General features: G+C 58.9%; 15 protein-coding genes. 11 read left to right on the top strand and 4 right to left on the bottom strand.

Annotation, left to right across the window (positions count from 1 at the left end):
• Window positions 1-252: 252 nt before the first annotated feature.
• The 7 genes from JOZ76_RS37965 to JOZ76_RS37935 all read left to right on the top strand — a co-directional run bounded on the left by JOZ76_RS37965 (window position 253) and on the right by JOZ76_RS37935 (window position 8,654).
• A complete protein-coding gene (locus JOZ76_RS37965; protein WP_291706492.1) occupies window positions 253-2,388 on the top strand; it encodes a type I secretion system permease/ATPase in 2,136 nt (711 codons plus the stop codon).
• 115 nt (window positions 2,389-2,503) lie between these two features.
• Window positions 2,504-3,829: an HlyD family type I secretion periplasmic adaptor subunit gene (locus JOZ76_RS37960; RefSeq protein WP_291706491.1), complete on the top strand. Its 1,326-nt coding sequence runs from the start codon at window positions 2,504-2,506 to the stop codon at window positions 3,827-3,829.
• Between the two features lie 4 nt (window positions 3,830-3,833).
• The gene (locus JOZ76_RS37955) at window positions 3,834-4,691 is read left to right on the top strand and encodes a sulfotransferase family protein (RefSeq protein ID WP_291706490.1); all 858 of its coding nucleotides are present in this window, start codon (window positions 3,834-3,836) and stop codon (window positions 4,689-4,691) included.
• A gap of 77 nt (window positions 4,692-4,768) precedes the next feature.
• Entirely contained in the window at window positions 4,769-5,704 is a 936-nt protein-coding gene (gene cysD, locus JOZ76_RS37950; protein WP_291706489.1) for a sulfate adenylyltransferase subunit CysD, read from the top strand.
• Window positions 5,705-5,710: 6 nt separating this feature from the next.
• Window positions 5,711-7,597, top strand: a complete 1,887-nt coding sequence (cysN, locus tag JOZ76_RS37945) for a sulfate adenylyltransferase subunit CysN (RefSeq protein ID WP_441300169.1) — start codon at window positions 5,711-5,713, stop codon at window positions 7,595-7,597.
• A 444-nt stretch (window positions 7,598-8,041) separates the two neighbouring features.
• Entirely contained in the window at window positions 8,042-8,317 is a 276-nt protein-coding gene (locus tag JOZ76_RS37940) for a DNA-directed RNA polymerase subunit alpha C-terminal domain-containing protein (protein WP_291706487.1), read from the top strand.
• Between the two features lie 64 nt (window positions 8,318-8,381).
• Entirely contained in the window at window positions 8,382-8,654 is a 273-nt protein-coding gene (locus JOZ76_RS37935) for a hypothetical protein (protein ID WP_291706486.1), read from the top strand.
• A 227-nt stretch (window positions 8,655-8,881) separates the two neighbouring features.
• Here JOZ76_RS37935 and JOZ76_RS37930 read toward each other — a convergent pair whose 3' ends face one another.
• A complete protein-coding gene (locus tag JOZ76_RS37930; protein ID WP_291706485.1) occupies window positions 8,882-9,097 on the bottom strand; it encodes a helix-turn-helix transcriptional regulator in 216 nt (71 codons plus the stop codon).
• Between the two features lie 128 nt (window positions 9,098-9,225).
• Entirely contained in the window at window positions 9,226-12,237 is a 3,012-nt protein-coding gene (gene traA / locus JOZ76_RS37925) for a Ti-type conjugative transfer relaxase TraA (protein ID WP_291706484.1), read from the bottom strand.
• Between the two features lie 171 nt (window positions 12,238-12,408).
• Here traA and JOZ76_RS37920 point away from each other — a divergent pair, with 171 nt between their 5' ends.
• Complete coding sequence (locus JOZ76_RS37920) at window positions 12,409-12,735, top strand: conjugal transfer protein TraD (RefSeq protein ID WP_291706483.1); 327 nt, start codon at window positions 12,409-12,411, stop codon at window positions 12,733-12,735.
• 1 nt (window position 12,736) lies between these two features.
• The gene (locus tag JOZ76_RS37915; protein ID WP_291706482.1) at window positions 12,737-13,003 is read left to right on the top strand and encodes a conjugal transfer protein TraD; all 267 of its coding nucleotides are present in this window, start codon (window positions 12,737-12,739) and stop codon (window positions 13,001-13,003) included.
• A gap of 136 nt (window positions 13,004-13,139) precedes the next feature.
• Here the strand turns inward: JOZ76_RS37915 and JOZ76_RS37910 are convergent, their stop codons facing one another.
• Window positions 13,140-13,364 (bottom strand): hypothetical protein, encoded by a 225-nt coding sequence (locus tag JOZ76_RS37910; protein ID WP_291706481.1) that lies wholly within the window; start codon window positions 13,362-13,364, stop codon window positions 13,140-13,142.
• 191 nt (window positions 13,365-13,555) lie between these two features.
• On the opposite strand from JOZ76_RS37910, the gene JOZ76_RS37905 reads away from it, so the two are divergent.
• Window positions 13,556-13,834, top strand: a complete 279-nt coding sequence (locus tag JOZ76_RS37905; RefSeq protein ID WP_291706480.1) for a hypothetical protein — start codon at window positions 13,556-13,558, stop codon at window positions 13,832-13,834.
• A 651-nt stretch (window positions 13,835-14,485) separates the two neighbouring features.
• Here the strand turns inward: JOZ76_RS37905 and JOZ76_RS37900 are convergent.
• Entirely contained in the window at window positions 14,486-14,653 is a 168-nt protein-coding gene (locus JOZ76_RS37900) for a hypothetical protein (protein WP_291706479.1), read from the bottom strand.
• Window positions 14,654-15,194: 541 nt separating this feature from the next.
• Between JOZ76_RS37900 and JOZ76_RS37895 the strand changes: the two genes are divergently transcribed.
• A complete protein-coding gene (locus tag JOZ76_RS37895) occupies window positions 15,195-15,437 on the top strand; it encodes a hypothetical protein (protein WP_291706478.1) in 243 nt (80 codons plus the stop codon).
• Window positions 15,438-16,656 lie beyond the last annotated feature (1,219 nt).

Below are 16,656 nucleotides of genomic sequence, written 5' to 3'. Positions count from 1 at the left end.
CCCAGGGGACCTCACAGCAAAGCGCGACGCCCAATCCCGTGCTTGCGCAAATGGTCCAGGCGATGGGCGCGTTACATGACGGCGGTGCCGGCTGGGCGCAAGCCCCGCACGCGATGTCGACCGCGAACCCCGATCATACGTTCGTAGCGGCCAGTCACCCGCACTGATCGGCACAACAACGTCAAACATCACCACACAACGGCATGCCCCCCAGGGGCATGCCGACAGCAAGACTGTGAACAGAGAAGAAGAATGCTCAAAGCGGTCACGCCAGCGGAGCTTGATTCCGGGCTTGAAAGCCTGACGTTGCTCCTGCATTTCCACGGAATCGCTGCCGACGCTGCGCAGATTCGCCATCGTTTCGGGTCTGCCCGGCTGGGCATGACGGACATGTTGAGGTGCGCGCGCGAATTCAAGCTCAAAGCTCGCGCCGTCAGGGCGAACTGGAGTCGTCTCGCCAGATTATCATTGCCGGCCATTGTCGAGCGGACGGACGGCAGCTTCGTCATCCTCGCAAAGGTCACGCAGGAGCAAGCGCTGATTCAGCCGCCTGCTGGCGCAGCGATCCTCATCCCGCGCGCCGAATTCGAAGCGCAGTGGACCGGATCTATCGTCTTGATGGCTCGACGCGCGTCGCTTGGCGACTTGGCTCGCCAGTTCGATCTTACCTGGTTTTTCAGAGCCACCGCAAAGTACCGCCGTGTCTTCAGCGAGGTACTGATAGCATCTTTCTGCCTTCAGCTATTCGCGCTCGTTACGCCGTTGTTCTTTCAGGTCGTGACAGACAAGGTCCTCGCCCATCAAGGGTTTACGACGCTCGATGTGCTGGCGGTCGGCTTGATCAGCGTCTCATCATTCGAGAGCATCCTGACAGGGCTACGCACATATATCTTCGCCCATACCTGTAATCGCATTGATGTGGAGCTTGGCGCTCGCTTGTTCCGCCATCTTGTGGCATTGCCGATCAGCTATTTCGAGGCCCGCCGCGCCGGGGACTCGGTTGCTCGCGTTCGCGAGCTTGAGACCATTCGAAACTTCTTGACCGGATCGGCGCTGACGCTTGTGATCGATCTTGTCTTCACCTTCGTGTTTCTCGCGGTGATGTTCTATTACTCGCCGATGCTGGCATCGATCGTTGTCGGCTCGTTTCCGTTCTACATCGTGCTCTCGGCTGGGGTCACGCCCGTGTTCCGGCGGCGCCTCGAAGAGAAGTTCGAGCGCAACTCGGAGAATCAATCATTTTTGGTTGAGAGCGTCACCGCCATCGAAACCATCAAGGCCATGGCGGTCGAGCCCCAATTGCAACGGCGGTGGGAGGAACAGCTTGCTTCGTATACGCGATCGAGCTTCAGCGTTTTGACGCTGGGAAATTGGGCGAGCCAAGCTGTGCAGTATGTCAGCAAGGTGGTGACGGCACTCACGCTCTATTTCGGCGCTCACCTCGTCATCGGCGGCAAGCTCACAATCGGTGAATTGATCGCGTTCAACATGCTGGCTGGTCGCGTGGCGCAACCTGTGCTGCGCCTTGCACAAGTCTACCAGGATTTCCATCAGGTTCGGATATCCATCGAGCGTCTTGGCGATATTCTCAACGCGGCACCGGAGCCGACTTATAATCCAACGCGGGCGGCACTCCCTGCTATTCGTGGAGATATCAAGTTCGAACATGTGACGTTTCGGTATCGTCCGGATGGTCGGGAGATACTGAAGGACGTGAGCCTTCACATCCCAGCCGGAGAGATGGTCGGCATCGTCGGTCCCTCCGGTTCCGGTAAATCTACACTGACCAAGCTCGTGCAACGGTTGTATGTCCCGGAGGGCGGCCGGGTATTGGTGGACGGTATAGACCTTGGCGTCGTCGACGTCGCTTGGTTGCGCCGCCAGGTGGGCGTTGTGTTGCAGGAGAATGTTCTCTTCAACCGATCGATCCGAGACAACATCGCATTCGCCGATCCCGCGCTGCCAATGGATCGGGTCGTTGCTGCAGCCCAGCTCGCCGGTGCGCACGAGTTCATTCTCGAGCTGCCGTCAGGCTATGACACGGTCGTGGGAGAGCGCGGCGCGAGTCTCTCGGGAGGACAGCGGCAGCGAATTGCCATCGCGCGTGCTTTGATTGCAGACCCTCGCATCCTGATTTTCGATGAGGCAACCAGCGCGCTCGACTACGAAAGCGAGCACATCATTCAGACCAATATGCGCCGGATTGCAAAGGGCCGGACAGTTCTAGTCATCGCGCATCGATTGTCTACGGTACGAGGGGCCGACCGGATCATCACGATCGAGCGTGGGCGAATAGTCGAGCAGGGAACCCATCGCGAGCTCGTTCGTAGTGGTGGTCGCTACGCGACGCTTCACAAGCTACAGGCAGGAGTCGAAGAAATTGCCTAATTCAGCTCATGCTCGCATCTCAACCGTCGTGCCCTTAAGTTCCCAATCGAGCCGTCGGACCGAACTGGAGTTCCTACCGGCGGCGCTGGAGGTTCTCGAAACTCCGGCGTCCCCGGTGGGCCGGGCGGTTTCGGCTCTCATCGTGGCGTTCTTGGCGGGCGCCATCGCTTGGGCATGTCTGGGGCATGTCGAAATTATCGCGGTTGCGCCGGGCAAGATCGTGCCAACGGGGCGTACCAAAGCGGTGCAGCCGTTGGAAGCCGGCATCGTATCCGCGATCCATGTCCAGGATGGCGATCGCGTCAAAGCCGGCCAGGTGCTGATCGAACTTCATTCAACGATCGTCAATGCCGAGCGCCTTCGTACGGCGCATGATCTTCTGAAAGCTCAGCTAGACACCGCAAGATTGCTTGCGTTGCGCGAAGCCGGTGGGAGCAGCGATCTTCATTTTGTGGCGCCACCTCAGGCGTCAGAAGCAGAAGTCTCGAAGGCACAGGCTGCGATGCTCGCGCAAGCCAGCGAACAGGAGCAAAAACTTGCTGCCCTCGATAAGCAAATCGACCAGAAGCGCGCCGAGATGGAGGAGATTGAGGCCAGCATCGCGAAGGTTCAGGCCTCGCTGCCGCTAGTGAAGGAGGAGGCCGGTGTTCGCGAAAAGGCTATGAAAATCGAGTTCGGAAACAAGATCGCTTATCTCGAGGCCCAAACCAAACTCGTCGATCAACAGAATGAGCTTACGGTTCAGCAGCGCCATGCGAACGGAACAGCGGCTGCCCGCGAAGCCCTCGAGCGACAACGCGATCAAGCCCGAGCCGAGTACACCCACAAAATCCTGAGCGACCTAAGTGAGGCCGAACAAAAGGTAGCGGAGCTGACCCAGGATTTGGTCAAGGCGGATCAGAAGATCGAGGAGCGGCGACTACGCGCGGCGGTCGACGGGACGGTTCAGCAGCTTGCCGTTCATACCCTCGGTGGCGTTGTAACGCCGGCGCAACAGATAATGCTCATTGTTCCCGAGGATAGCCATCTCGAGATCGAAGCCATGGTCTCGAATGATGACATAGGTTTTGTGCGTCAGGGACAGGCCGCTGAAATTAAGGTCGGCACATTCGATTTTACTCGCTATGGCCTTCTGCATGGCCGGGTCTTGAATGTGTCGGATGATGCCGTCGTCGAGGATAGCGCGGCCAAGGTCAATTCAGCGAATTCGCCCAAGTCGCCGGACACAAGCAACGGCTCAGGAGATCCTCAGCGGCAAAGACTTGGTTACCAAGCCCGCGTCTCGCTAGATCGCATGAAAATGCAAATCGAGGACAAGCTTGTCAATCTGGAGCCGGGGATGGGGGTGACCGTGGAAATCAAGACGGGATCCCGTCGCGTTATCGAATACCTTTTGTCACCACTGCTGCGCTATAGGCACGAGAGCCTGAGGGAACGGTGAGGTGATGAAGAATTTTGTGGACCAAAAGAAAAGCGAGGTGAGCATGCGCAAGATGCATTTCATTTCAGGATTGCCACGCTCGGGCTCGACGCTTTTGTCGGCCTTGCTGAGGCAAAATCCGCGAATGTCGGCCGCGATGACCAGTCCGGTTGCGTCTCTGGTCGGCGCCGTGCTGCCGAAAATGAGCGGCGCAAGCGAGTTCTCATCGTTTTTCAACGATGAGCGCCGCAGGACCATCATCAAAGGCATCTTTGAAGGTTACTACGCCGACGTCGGGCCCGAGAAAATTCTCTTTGATACAAACCGCACGTGGGCAGCCAAGGCGCCGCTGCTAAAGGAGATATATCCGAATTGCCGGATCATCTGCTGTGTCCGCGAGGTAGGCTGGATCATTGATAGTGTTGAGCGGATGCTCCGCAAGAATCCGATGCAGTTGTCGCGCGTCTTCAATTTTCAGGCAGGAGGAACCGTATATTCCCGTGTCCAGTCGCTCATGAATTCCGATAACGGCTTTGTTGGACTTGCCTGGGCCTCATTGAGGGAGGCATGGTTTAGCGACAGCGCGAAACGGCTGATCGTCATCAACTACGACAGCTTCGTGCGCAATCCGGCAATCGTGATGAATCGCCTTTACGCCGAGCTCGGCGAACCGGCCTTTGCTCATGATTATGACAACGTGGCTTACGACGAGCCGGACTACGATGCTCACTTAGGTATGCCCGGGATGCACAAGGTGCGTGACAAAGTCGAGCATCAATCACGAGAACCATGCGTGCCGCCCGACGTATTTGCGAAATATAGCGATGCAAATTTCTGGCTGAGCCCAGAGGGTAATCGCCGGGGAGCCGTCGTATTGTGTTGAAGGTCCTATGACCTTGCGGCCGGCGGTGTGATCATTCCCGCACCGATTGGCATACCTCCGGCATGTAGGAGTTTAGGATGAACGCGCCAAGCATCATAAGGTCAAAAACTAGCATGCTGCCGCCACATCTGCGGCGGCTCGAGGCTGAATCCATCGAGATCCTGCGTGAGGTGGTCGCCGAGTTTAGGAAACCCGTTTTGCTCTATTCGATCGGCAAGGACTCGAGCGTGATGCTTCACCTTGCGGCCAAGGCATTCTATCCAGCCAAAATACCGTTTCCGCTGATGCACATAGATACGACGTGGAAGTTTCGCGAGATGATCAGCTTTCGGGACGAGACTGTGAGGCGGCTTGGTCTTGATCTGATCGTACATGTAAATCAGGAGGGAATTTCAAGAGGCGTCAACCCGATCAGCTCGGGATCGGCGTTACACACGCGGGTAATGAAGAGTGATGCCCTCAAGCAAGCGCTCGATCTCCACCACTTTGACGCGGCACTTGGCGGTGCTCGGCGCGATGAGGAAATGAGCAGGGCCAAGGAGCGCATCTTCTCTCTTCGTTTGCCCGGGCACGTGTGGGATGCCCGAAATCAGAGGCCGGAGCTGTGGAATCTCTTCAACGCCCGCATCCGCCAGGGCGAAACGATGCGCGTGTTTGCGATGTCGAATTGGACGGAGCTCGACATCTGGGAATACATCATGCGGGAGAATATACCTGTCGTTCCGCTCTATTTTGCCAAGACGCGACTCACCGTTCATCGCGACGGAAATTTAATTGTGGTCGATGACGACCGGCTTCCGTTGCGCCCGAACGAAATGCCCGAATACAGAATGGTCCGTTTCCGCACACTCGGATGTTATCCCTTGACTGGTGCTATCGAATCCAGAGCTGCGACAGTAAGCGGCATTCTTGCAGAATTAGAGCAAGCCGACGTCTCTGAGCGTCAGGGACGTTTGATTGACGCCGATGAGGCGGCGTCAATGGAGCGAAAAAAGCGCGAAGGTTATTTTTAGATGGATATGAGCCTCACAAGGGAGTTCGCCGCCATCGGCAGCAAAGACCAGCTGCGCTTGCTAACTTGCGGCTCTGTCGACGACGGCAAGTCGACACTGATTGGTCGCCTCCTGCATGATAGCGGGTCGATTTGTCGGGATCAGCTACAGGCAGTCGCACGCGACAGCGCCAGATACGGCACGGGTGCCGGTGAGATTGATCTTGCGCTGCTCGTGGATGGTCTCGAGGCTGAACGCGAGCAGGGCATCACTATTGATGTCGCGTATCGGTTCTTCACCACGCTTCGACGCTCCTTTGTCGTCGCCGATACTCCGGGCCACGAACAATATACTCGGAATATGGCCACCGGTGCATCCAATGCCCAACTTGCGATCATTCTCGTGGATGCGCGCAAGGGAGTGGTAACGCAAACTAAACGTCACTCCGTGATTTGCTCGCTGCTAGGTATCCGACACGCTGTGTTGGCTGTAAACAAGATCGACTTGGTCGATTATCGAAGAGAAGTCTTTGACCGAATCGTGCGCGATTACGAAGCGTTCTCCTCGATTTTGCGTTTTAAGTCGGTGGTAGCGGTGCCCATCTCGGCGCGATTCGGTGATAACGTCATCAGTCGATCCGTCAAAACTGGCTGGTATCGCGGCCCTTGTTTGTTGAATTATCTGGAAACTGTTGACGTCCAGCGGGAGAACGTTGGCCAGCCCTTCCGCTTCCCAGTGCAGTGGGTGAACAGGCCGAGCCCGGATTTCCGCGGTTATGCTGGAACAGTCGCCTCAGGGAGCGTCGCAGTCGGTGACGAGATCATGGTTGCTGGCTCGGATCGTAAGTCGGTGGTCAAAGAGATCGTCACGTATGATGGCGAACTAGCGTGCGCTGGGGCCGGCGATGCGGTGACTATTACGCTATCGGACGAAATCGACATCGGCCGCGGTGACGTTATGGTAAAGCCGGTGGAACAACCGGATTTTGCCGACCATTTTGCGGCAAATCTGATCTGGATGGGGCAAGAGGCCATGATACCGGGCCGGTCGTATGCGTTCCGGATCAGCACGCGTTCGATCTCTTTGGGCAGCATCACGTCAGTCAAATACAAAGTCGATGTGGATAGAGGTGGGCATCTGGCAGCCCGAACTTTAAGCCAGAATGAAATCGGTTTCTGCAACATTGAGCTAGCGGTGCCGACAGCCTTTGATCCTTATGAAGCGAACCGGCTGACTGGGTCCTTCATCATCATTGACCGTTACACTAACGAAACTGTCGGCGCTGGAATGATTGTCTTTCCTTTGAGCCGCGCCGCCAATGTCGCTTGGCAGCCGCTCTCGGTTGGTGTGGACGAGCGCGCAGCCCTAAAGCGCCAAAAACCATGCGTCGTTTGGTTCACCGGTCTGTCCGGTGCAGGGAAGTCAACCATTGCCAATCTTCTTGACCAGAAGCTTTTGTCAATGTCCCACCACACAATGCTCTTGGACGGCGACAATCTCAGGCGTGGTCTCAATCGGGATCTTGGGTTTACCGAGGCCGACAGGGTCGAGAACATCCGCCGTGCAGGGGAGGTGGCCAAACTGATGGTTGACAGCGGCTTGATCGTAATCTGTGCGTTCATCTCACCGTACGGAGCGGAACGCGAGATGGTGCGCGGTCTCGTAGGCGACGATAACTTCATCGAAGTTTTCGTTGATACGCCTCTCGGCGAATGCATGCGGCGTGATCCAAAAGGACTCTACTCGAAGGCCAAATTGGGCAAGCTAAAAAATTTCACGGGAGTGGACGCCCCTTACGAACCACCGGTCGATGCTGATGTTCATTTGAGGACGCTGGGCGTAGGGCCAGAGCCGTTGGCCGACGCCGTACTAAGCTCATTGGTAGCACGCGGATTCGTTGGACAAGCTTGTTGATGGAGTTCGATTCCGTTTTGTAAGCGGGTTCGATTCCACTGCGTTGAAGGGGAAATTCTCAAGTGTTTTCAGTGGCGCCATTTTGTCGGCGAAATCTGCATTTCCGAAGCGCTCTATTCGGCGCCCGGTGTAACCGAGCGGTTCAGCACGTCACTGCCTTCGATGCACCGCTGCAAGGCATCCAAGGTGACGCATGCATGCATCGCATTAAAAGACTGCGGTCAGCGCGTTTGGGACGATTAGGCCGCCTCAGTTGCATAAAGCCGTGGCGACAGTAGGTCCGCAATAGCATCGGGATCGGCCGTCATGGCGTTTCGATTGCGCCACCGCCGTTACCGCCGAGGCCTGATTAATCGCTCCGGGTGAGCCCATAGGGCGCGAGCGAGCCGGGAACTCAGGTGATTACTTGGCAGTTGAAAGCCTTACGCAAGACGCGAGTTCGAGATGGACGGCAAGACGACCAAGGAGGATGGCGATCAACTCGACCCGATGCCGGAATTGCCTGACGATACGCCGGTAGATCGCGTTCGGTTTCCAGCACGCATCTACAAGGCGCTGGAGGCGGGAGGCTTTAAGACCATAGGCGAGATCCGAGAAGCCTCCGATGAAAGACTGCTCAATCTGCAAGGTTTGGGGGCCGGCTCAATCTCCGATCTTCGTGCAACGTTGGGGCTGCCATCTAGTGATGGAGTTAGTCCATTAGAAAAAAAGCCGCGCTGACCGGACAGAAAATACCGATCGCGCCGGTGGGGATGCTTACTTCAAGGCCATCGGAGCAAAGATTGTGGCCACTGAAATGACGCGGCAGCAGAAGGCGCGTGGATGGGAGGACATTGTTCAATTCACGCGTTCAAGCTTTCCCGAATATCCCGTGCTACCGCTCGTGCTGCCTGACAAGACTTACGCTTCCGACCTCACCCTTCAAGATGGACGCATCCGCGGCATTTACCTGGGGCCGTCGCACACTCCGGATGGCATATTCGCCTTTTTCCCGGAGGAAAAAGTGCTCTATGGCAATTGCATTCAAGGAGAAGCTCGGCAACTTGAAATATGCTGACCTTGCCGAATAACCAAAAACTCTACGAAGATTAAGAGCGTCCCGATAATCGTAGTTCTTGTGCTGACGTAACCGGATTCTGACTTAGGTGAGTGCCAACATCAACCGATAGGGCTGCGCCAGTGTCGGTGGATCAGCTCCAAGGTCGTGTCGACCGCTGCGCTCATATGCATATACATCCTTGGCCTTCAGTACCCGGCATCGTGTCGCGCAGGCTGGTCCTTGGATCACCGGAATTCATCAAACCCGCGTTCTGGACGCCAGCCAACTGGATCGGCAATCCAACGGTTTATGTCGGATTCATGCCAGCCGGTGCCGTTGGCGCTGATCTTGATTTTGGTCGGGAACGTGCCCGCGGCGATCTTGCGGTAGATAGTGGATCGAGACAGCCCGGTCCTGGCGAGAACGGTTTTCAAACGGATGATACGATCTGGTTCGCGCATAGCTGCGCTGCCTCCTGCTGGCTGTTTCTGACGGCTTCTGAGGCCAGACAGGACAGCCGTTGCCGACGGGCAAGAGCAATTTACATGTCGTAGTATGATGGCGTTTGGTCGGCGGCAAATAGGATGGATCAGATTCCGAGGCCGCGTCCTCTGCCGAGGTCGATGCCGTGAGCGAAAGCAAGTTCAAGGCCGAGCCGTCGTCCTGATTCGAAGGAGATGCCAAGCTCCCGCTTGCGGTTCTCGAGGAGGGATTCCAGTTGTGGATCGCGCTCGAGGCTTCGCGCCATGTCGCCCATCGCCGAGCGCGTGGCCCTGTAGCCGGACATGTCGCCCGCCTGATACTGGCGTAGGCTGGACTGATCGAGTTTCTGCCAGTGCTCCACGAAGCGGTCGGCGTAGCGGCCTGGATCGATTCGCAGTTCGGTCTCAAGCTGGAGCGCGCGAATGGCGCGGTTGACCCGGCCTCCAGCCGCCTCGTGGGCAAGGTCCGGATCCTTCTTGTAGGCGGCTTCAGCGTCGACCGAGCCATAGGGCCGCACCTCCTCGAAGATTTTTCGGACCTTTTGCAGTTCTTTCACCTGCTCGGGACTTGCCTGGCCGCCCATCTCCTGCGCTTCGAAGATCGCATCCACGGCGCGGGCATGGCGCACGAGCATCCGAGTGCGGAAACGACGCATTTCCTTTTCCAGGTCTTCCGCCGCCTTCCGCTCCGGCGCTTCGGTCTCGCGCCGCTCGCCTGCGGTAACACTCCTTTCCCTTTCCGGTGTTTCCCGTTCCAGCCTCCGTCCGCCATCCATGCCGGGCAAATCTGAAGGAGCGTGGGGCCCTTCGAACATGTTGCGCACTTTCTCCGGCACGACCTTGCGCACGATCTCGACAACGCGCTCCCGGAAGGTGATGCCGCGCCGCTCGGCGTACCTCTGTGCCGGATCGGCGCGATCGTAGTCGGATACCATGTCCTTGGCGCGATCGCGCGACAGGGTGCGGACAAGCTGCCCCTCGCTGGCAAAATCGTCGCGGCCATAATGCAGCTCCACGCCTTCTCGGTGCCGCGACAGGGCGACATAGCTGCTGTGGGCATCCATACCGGGCGTCGCCAGTACATGGGCGTGGTCCACCGTCATGCCCTGCGCCTTGTGAATGGTCGCCGCATAGCCATGATCGATCCGGTCATAATCCTTGAGGTCGAAGCCAACGGAGCGGCCATCGTCGGTCTGCACGGTCATGGACCGCACGCTCACTTGTTCGATGGTGCCGAGCGTGCCGTTCTTGACGCCAAGACCGCGCTCGTTTTGCAGGAACATGATGCGATCCCCACTGGCGAAACTTCGCTCGCCGCGCTCGACCACAAGGCGCACCTCATCCCCCAGGTCGCCGGCAGCCCGCATCCGCTCCCGTGCGGCCTCATTGAGGGCGCGGACCTCGTCGTTTGTATGGGTGAGGATGATCCGGCTACGCTCCGGCTCAGACCGCCGCTCGCGATCCCAACGCTCGATCAGATTGCCGCGCGCATGCTCGCGGGTTTGAGCCTCATGTACCATGTCGTGGGAGCGGTAGGCTTCCAGCGCATTCCCGGTTTTGCCATTGGCGAGATCGCGCGTGGCGTCGCGCTGCCAGTCCTCCCGCTGGCGGCGTATCTCACCGATTTCAACGCCGCCATGGCGCTCATGGATCGAGCGGAACGCCGCGCCCGCTTCGATCGATTGCAACTGCTTGGGATCGCCAACGAGCACCACCTTTGCGCCAGCCTCGGCGGCATGGGACAGCACGCGCTCCAACTGCCGCGTGCCGACCATGCCGGCCTCGTCGATGACCAGGACATCGCGCGACGTGAGTAGGTCGCGGCCCTGTCCCCAGCCATGCTCCAGGCTGGCGATCGTGCGTGACGATATGCCCGATCCGCTTTCGAGATTTTCTGCCGCGATGCCAGAAAGGGCCACGCCCCGGACCTCGTAGCCCGCGGCCTCCCAGGCCTCCCGCGCCACGCCCAATACCGCGCTCTTGCCCGTTCCGGCATGGCCGACCACGACGCCCAAATCGCGTCCATCCGTGATATGCACCAATGCATCGGCCTGCTCGTCCGAAAGGACAAGCCCGCGTTCTTCCGCACGCGCCAGCGCCGGTCCGCGATCCCCATCACGGACCTCATGGCGACCCCGTTCGGCTATCACCTCAGCCGCGCGGTACAGGCGTTGTTCCGCCTCGATCATTCCGCGGGTGGTGAAGCGATCTTCGCCGCTGATATCCTTGCCGAGTTGGACCAGATCTGGGACGCCCCGTATCGCGCGCATGACTTCGTTGAACTGGTCGATGCCGTCGCTGTACCGGTGCGCGAACTTCGCCAGGTCGCGCTGCGTGAACGTCGATTGTTGATGTGTGATGGCGTCCAGTGCGACGGAGGGATCAGCGATGATCCGCGCACCATTGCCGCGCGCGATCTCGCGGTGCATCTCCGCGCGGTCGGCTTCGAGCTCTTTGCCTCCTATGCCCCGACCCTCGATACGTTTGGCGGGCGCGCCAATCTGGCTCTGCGGCTCCAGTGCAATGCCCTGTGCTTCAAGGCTGCGATGGTCGATGCGCGCGTCGATGTCGAGTTCGGCCAGGCGTTCGTTGGCAAGTTCAGCCCAGCGTTCGCGCCAGCGCTCGACCATCTCGGTGCGGTTCCAGTCTCGCACCTTCTGGCCAAAACCATTTTCGTCCACCGCGCGCATGGTCAGCATGACATGGGCATGGGGTTTGGGCATGCCGTCCTCGGCCATGTCCCAATGCACATTGAGATCGGCGATCATGCCTCGATCCACGAATTCGCCCCGAACGAAGTCGCGGGCGAGTTCGATGCCGTCGCGCTCACTCATCTCGCGCGGAAGGGCGAACTCGACCTCGCGGGCAAGTTGGGCATCCTTCCTGACTTCGAACGCCTCGACATCGTTCCACAGCCGTTCGCGGTCGCGCCATGCTTCCGGCGCATTCTCCGGCAGCATCACCTCGGAATGGACGACGCAGCGCTTGCCTGAAAAGTCGTGGCTGCGGTCTAAGCGCTCGTCGCGCAGCCGCGAGCCCGAACGGTAGGCGGCTGATGCCACCGCGCTTGCGCCGGATTTGCGGCCAATGACCTTGACGTGAAGATGATAGATCGCCATCGCGACCGGATCATCTACATGGCGAAGCGCACGTCGGCATGACGTATAAGCGCGCCCTCCCTCGAAAAATTCTCGGGAGGGACTACCGCGTCCCAGGCCGTCCTGACGACCCTAAGGCATAATGCTCAGGGCTCAACTATCATCGCTCCACCAACATTGCTGGAGGACGCGATGCGCAAGCCGAGGGATTTCGACGGGGAACTGAAAGCGCTTCAAGACAAGGCGGGCGATCTCAAGAGCCGCAAGGTGCAGCAGCTTGGTGAACTGGTCATCGCCACCGGGGCAGATGCACTTAGCTCCCATGAACTGGCCGGCGCCCTGATCGTGCTGGCCGAGACAAAAGAGGCCGGAAAGAGGGAGGCATGGGCCAGGCGCGGGGCAGCATTTTTTCAAAGCCGGCCGCGGCGAAATGCACCAACAACTGACCGCAACGCAGACGGCGCTCCTGCGCAATCGAGCGGCGGGCAACCGACACCAAGCCGCAAGGGCGCGGCATGACATGCGTACATGGCAGGTCGAGCGCCGCAAGCGCACGCGGCACCTCATCGAACTGGGCGGCCTCGTCGTCAAAGCCGGTATCGTGGACCTGACCGGCGACGACCGCGCCACGATCTTCGGCGCGCTGCTCTGGAGCGCCGACAAGCTCAAAAGTGATCAGGGCGAACGAGCGCGAGCGCTGTGGGCCGCAAAGGGGAAGCAAGCCTTTGAGGCGGACCCGGTGACACGCACGGGGACAAATCGAACTGGTCCAGCAGTTCGTCGTTGACGCGAACAATGGTATGTTAGCCGAATGGCTGCGCGTCGGGGTGACGTTCAATCATGCGATGAGCGCTGCGAGGGGAGACTACGGAAGTCCGGTTTAGCGGATCTGTATCCAATGGGTGAATTTGCTTTTGAGCCGATCAAGGTGAATGCCAGCGCCCCCGGGCGGCGAATGCGTGCTTCGGACGTTCGATGACGTTGGGGCTTTCATTTTGAAGAACGTCGAACTTCCTCGCCGAAAGTTGCCGTGCTGGCAGGCTGTCCGGCAGGATTTGGCGCAGGCCCGTTTTGGGGCGAGAAGGGCGGAAGTCCACACGGCGATGCGCAGAGCCCTGTTTGAAGAGGGTTGGCTTGCCGAGTAGCATACGATCCTCTCGAGTGGTTTGAGATGCGTCGCGCTTTTCTTTACGCTTAGGCGCGCGCCCGTAACTCACCGGCGGCCTTCCCAGGCCCGGCAAATCGCCGCCGGGGCAGTCGTCGCCGGCTGCGATCCCAACTGAAGTAAAACCGGCAAAGGCTTGCCGCTAATGCGCGGCGCCTGAGGAGATTGCGACCAATGAAAGAGCCCGCAGGAAGCGCTTCCTGTGGAGCTTCGTTTTTCAACGCGATCTCGGCAGCGGCATTACTTGGGCGGGTGCAAATCGCCTTGAAGCCAGCGGCCAAGGGCCTTGGAAGGCGTAGAATCTTCAAACGCGGCCAGGGTCGTGAGCACGTGATTGCAGACGGCGCATTCAAACGTATGCAGGTCGATGCCAGGGCGTGCCGGCTCGATGCTGACGAGCATCATCGCGGCTTTGCATTTCGGACAGGCGGGGCGCTCGAATGCAACCGGTGAAATGGTGGACGGCGGGCGTTGAGGTTGGGCCATAGCGACTCCCTGCGCAGAGGCGGGAGCGCAACGCTCTCGGTCACCGGCAAATGCCAAGATGCGGAACGGTGATTGCGCACGTATACGCCGCTGCGACCTGAGACGCGAGTCAATTGGGGCTTGGCGCCGCAGGCACCGGAACCGCCAGCGGCTGGTAAGTCATCGCCGGCGGTTACGCCGCTGACAGTGCCGAAAATGTGCCGCCGGGCTCGAAATGCGCGGTCCCGTCGGCGGCCCTGTTTCAAACTCGGCCCCGATGCCGGCCACTGAAACTGAGCAACGGCCGTGCCAGCAACAACTACCCGCCGGAATGAGCCCGGCCGATGCCGTGACAGGAAAGGCGCTGTACCACAAGGCCCAAGTGTCGGAGCGAGTGGAGCCGAGGTGACCACTGTCTGCTGGGCGATCACCGCCGCGAGAGCGGGTCCGGAGCACCAGGGCGCGGGGCGTGACGTCGCCGCTCCCATACCGAGCGCAATGAGCGTCGTCGCGATCAGCGGATCGATCATCCTGGTGGAGGTAAGTATAGAAACGAATGACGCTGGGAATGCCGCGTGATTCAGCCTCTTCACGCCGCTGCTCGCGGGAGATCATCGAAAAGCTTCGCAAGCACTTGCATCAGGTGCCAAACGGAACGACAGCCTTAATTTTTTGCCGTACGCTGCGGTAATGGATCGCGCCATCCTGCGACAGCATCTCGCCCAAGCCGAGCGGCACGTAGCCGAAGGTAAGCGCCACCTGCTGCGCCAAGAGGAACGGATCGCAGAGCTCGACCGAGATGGCCACGACACCGTCGAAGCAAGGAGGTTGCTCGCCACATTGAGAGCTACCCAGCGCCTCCACGAACAAGATGTTGAACGCCTTCTAGGCGAGTTGGGAAAATAGGGCGCTGGCGGCGTCTTTTCATTTCGCCGCCACCGGATGTAGTGGTCCCACTCCGGTCTCCTTTCGAAGACAGAGCCGATGCGATTTGCTCGCCGGGAGTAATATCCAAAGTGATCAGGAGCCAAGACTAATTAACATGGGTTAATCCGCATCGGAGAAGGCGAATTACGCCGCCTGACAAGCAGAAGGACGTAGTTGAAATCTATCTCGGGCACATGCTGGTGCGCCTGGAGGCGCTGCGTGCATCCATCGGCCAGGAGTACGAATCGAAGCCCGCCAAGAAGCAAATAAAGGCGGCCGGGCAGAAGGAGATGCTGCCACTGATCGAGGGCAGGAGCGCCGGCTGGCCTCGGCAGATTTCGGCTTTGAACCAACCCGTGTCGGACGCATTTAACCCTGCAGGCGCTTCTCGCCGGAAGATAAGGCTTCAGCGAGCGACTAAATGGCAAGCTCCTCGACGACAGGTGTCCATCTCGTCCGCGTCTTGACCGACGACCGCGCGAACAGGCTTTGGGTTGCCGCGGCATCATCTCCCGAGGAAGCGGTGAACCTGGTTCTAAGCGCCATTCCGGAGGGCTGGTCCGCCTCGTTGTTGCAGGAACAGTTGACCCCGGCCGAGATAGAAGGGCTCAATCTGAAGCACGGGGAAGCGCACCAAATCACCCGCACCATCCGCATGAGTTGACGGCTAGATCGAGCCAATTGAAATTTTCCGGGAAAGTCGCGCCGCTGGATCGAAAGAAAGCGCTGGCGCCGGAGCGATCAGAACCGCAAACTCACTGCCATCATCGGCCGAGGCACTGTCCGTAGGCGTCGGTGACTGAGAGACCGATCGTGCTCCCGCCTGCAAGGCAGAGGAGTGCGCCGATGTCGATCTATTCGTACGATCACCAAATTCTTGCACGCTCACGCGAAATCATACGCCAATCGTTCGAATTGCTCCGGTGGAGCGAGGCGTATGTTCGGCGTGGCGACAATCATACAGGTGAAAGCGTAGAACCGAAAAATGACGCAGGCTGCACCGATGAAACAAACGGTCCACGATCTCCTGAAAAGGGCGGATAAAGCCATCGAGGCAGCGAAAGTTCTTCGTCAGGAGCGCGCACGTATCCTGGATGCAGCTAGAACGTGGAGGCGCGACGCTCAAGAAGCCGTTCGGCAACTCCAATCCAGCCTTATGATGAGTCGGGCTTAATGATCGGACCCACAATGAGGTGGTAGCTCGGGACCCAAGCAGTATTCCAGCTTTCCAGCGTTACGCCGCAAAGAACGCACTCGAAGCTGCTTACTTCTCGTGCCGGTGCCATTGATTCCACCCGGCGGTAGACGGCGCCGCATTTGCAGTTTCGATGCTGATCTTTCATGGACCGGATGTAGGCCGATTCACGCCTCGTGCCCAGCCGGACATTGGTACATACCGCAAGTCCCAGGAGAGGTCGCAGCATGGACCGTTCGATGGTCTTAGAGCGGCTGGAAATGCCCCGACGGCCCCTTGCCGAGAGTGATGAGCACGTTGCCCGGCAGCGTGAGATCATCGCGAAAATCAAGAAGCGGCGGCAGCGACCCGGCACACGGCGGCGAAAATCCATTCTATCATGGGATTGAGAACGGCTGTCAACGATCGGCGCGATCGCAGCAGCCGCAAGATGCTTCGTGATGCGATCGAGGTCGGTACCGAAGGCTCGGAATAATCGTCAGTTCGTGACGTTTTGGCGCTCGCTATTCGCAGGCGGTCGGCGTAGGGTAACTCATCACCGCGCGTCCCATGGCATCTCTCGGTGACTGAGAGTAACGAAACGCTCCCGCCGAAAAGACAGGAGCGCGCAGTGTCCCGGTTTCGCCTAGTCGACTGGATCGTACCGCCGGTGATCGTCCCGCTCTTGCTTCTGCTTTTGATTATCGTA

Source organism: Bradyrhizobium sp., assembly GCF_019244115.1.
In the GTDB taxonomy this organism is placed as follows: domain Bacteria; phylum Pseudomonadota; class Alphaproteobacteria; order Rhizobiales; family Xanthobacteraceae; genus Bradyrhizobium.
Note: the sequence above shows the minus strand (reverse complement) of the source record. Positions and strands in the feature narration are given on the sequence as shown.

Bases quoted from the DNA above. Each gene is read 5' to 3' on its own strand.
- JOZ76_RS37965 (WP_291706492.1), top strand. From the start codon at position 253: ATGCTCAAAGCGGTCACGCCAGCGGAGCTTGATTCCGGGCTTGAAAGC.
- JOZ76_RS37955 (WP_291706490.1), top strand. From the start codon at position 3,834: ATGAAGAATTTTGTGGACCAAAAGAAAAGCGAGGTGAGCATGCGCAAG.
- cysD (WP_291706489.1), top strand. From the start codon at position 4,769: ATGAACGCGCCAAGCATCATAAGGTCAAAAACTAGCATGCTGCCGCCA.
- cysN (WP_441300169.1), top strand. From the start codon at position 5,711: ATGAGCCTCACAAGGGAGTTCGCCGCCATCGGCAGCAAAGACCAGCTG.
- JOZ76_RS37940 (WP_291706487.1), top strand. From the start codon at position 8,042: ATGGACGGCAAGACGACCAAGGAGGATGGCGATCAACTCGACCCGATG.
- JOZ76_RS37930 (WP_291706485.1), bottom strand. From the start codon at position 9,097: ATGCGCGAACCAGATCGTATCATCCGTTTGAAAACCGTTCTCGCCAGG.
- traA (WP_291706484.1), bottom strand. From the start codon at position 12,237: ATGGCGATCTATCATCTTCACGTCAAGGTCATTGGCCGCAAATCCGGC.
- JOZ76_RS37920 (WP_291706483.1), top strand. From the start codon at position 12,409: ATGCGCAAGCCGAGGGATTTCGACGGGGAACTGAAAGCGCTTCAAGAC.
- JOZ76_RS37915 (WP_291706482.1), top strand. From the start codon at position 12,737: ATGCGTACATGGCAGGTCGAGCGCCGCAAGCGCACGCGGCACCTCATC.
- JOZ76_RS37910 (WP_291706481.1), bottom strand. From the start codon at position 13,364: ATGCTACTCGGCAAGCCAACCCTCTTCAAACAGGGCTCTGCGCATCGC.
- JOZ76_RS37905 (WP_291706480.1), top strand. From the start codon at position 13,556: ATGAAAGAGCCCGCAGGAAGCGCTTCCTGTGGAGCTTCGTTTTTCAAC.
- JOZ76_RS37895 (WP_291706478.1), top strand. From the start codon at position 15,195: ATGGCAAGCTCCTCGACGACAGGTGTCCATCTCGTCCGCGTCTTGACC.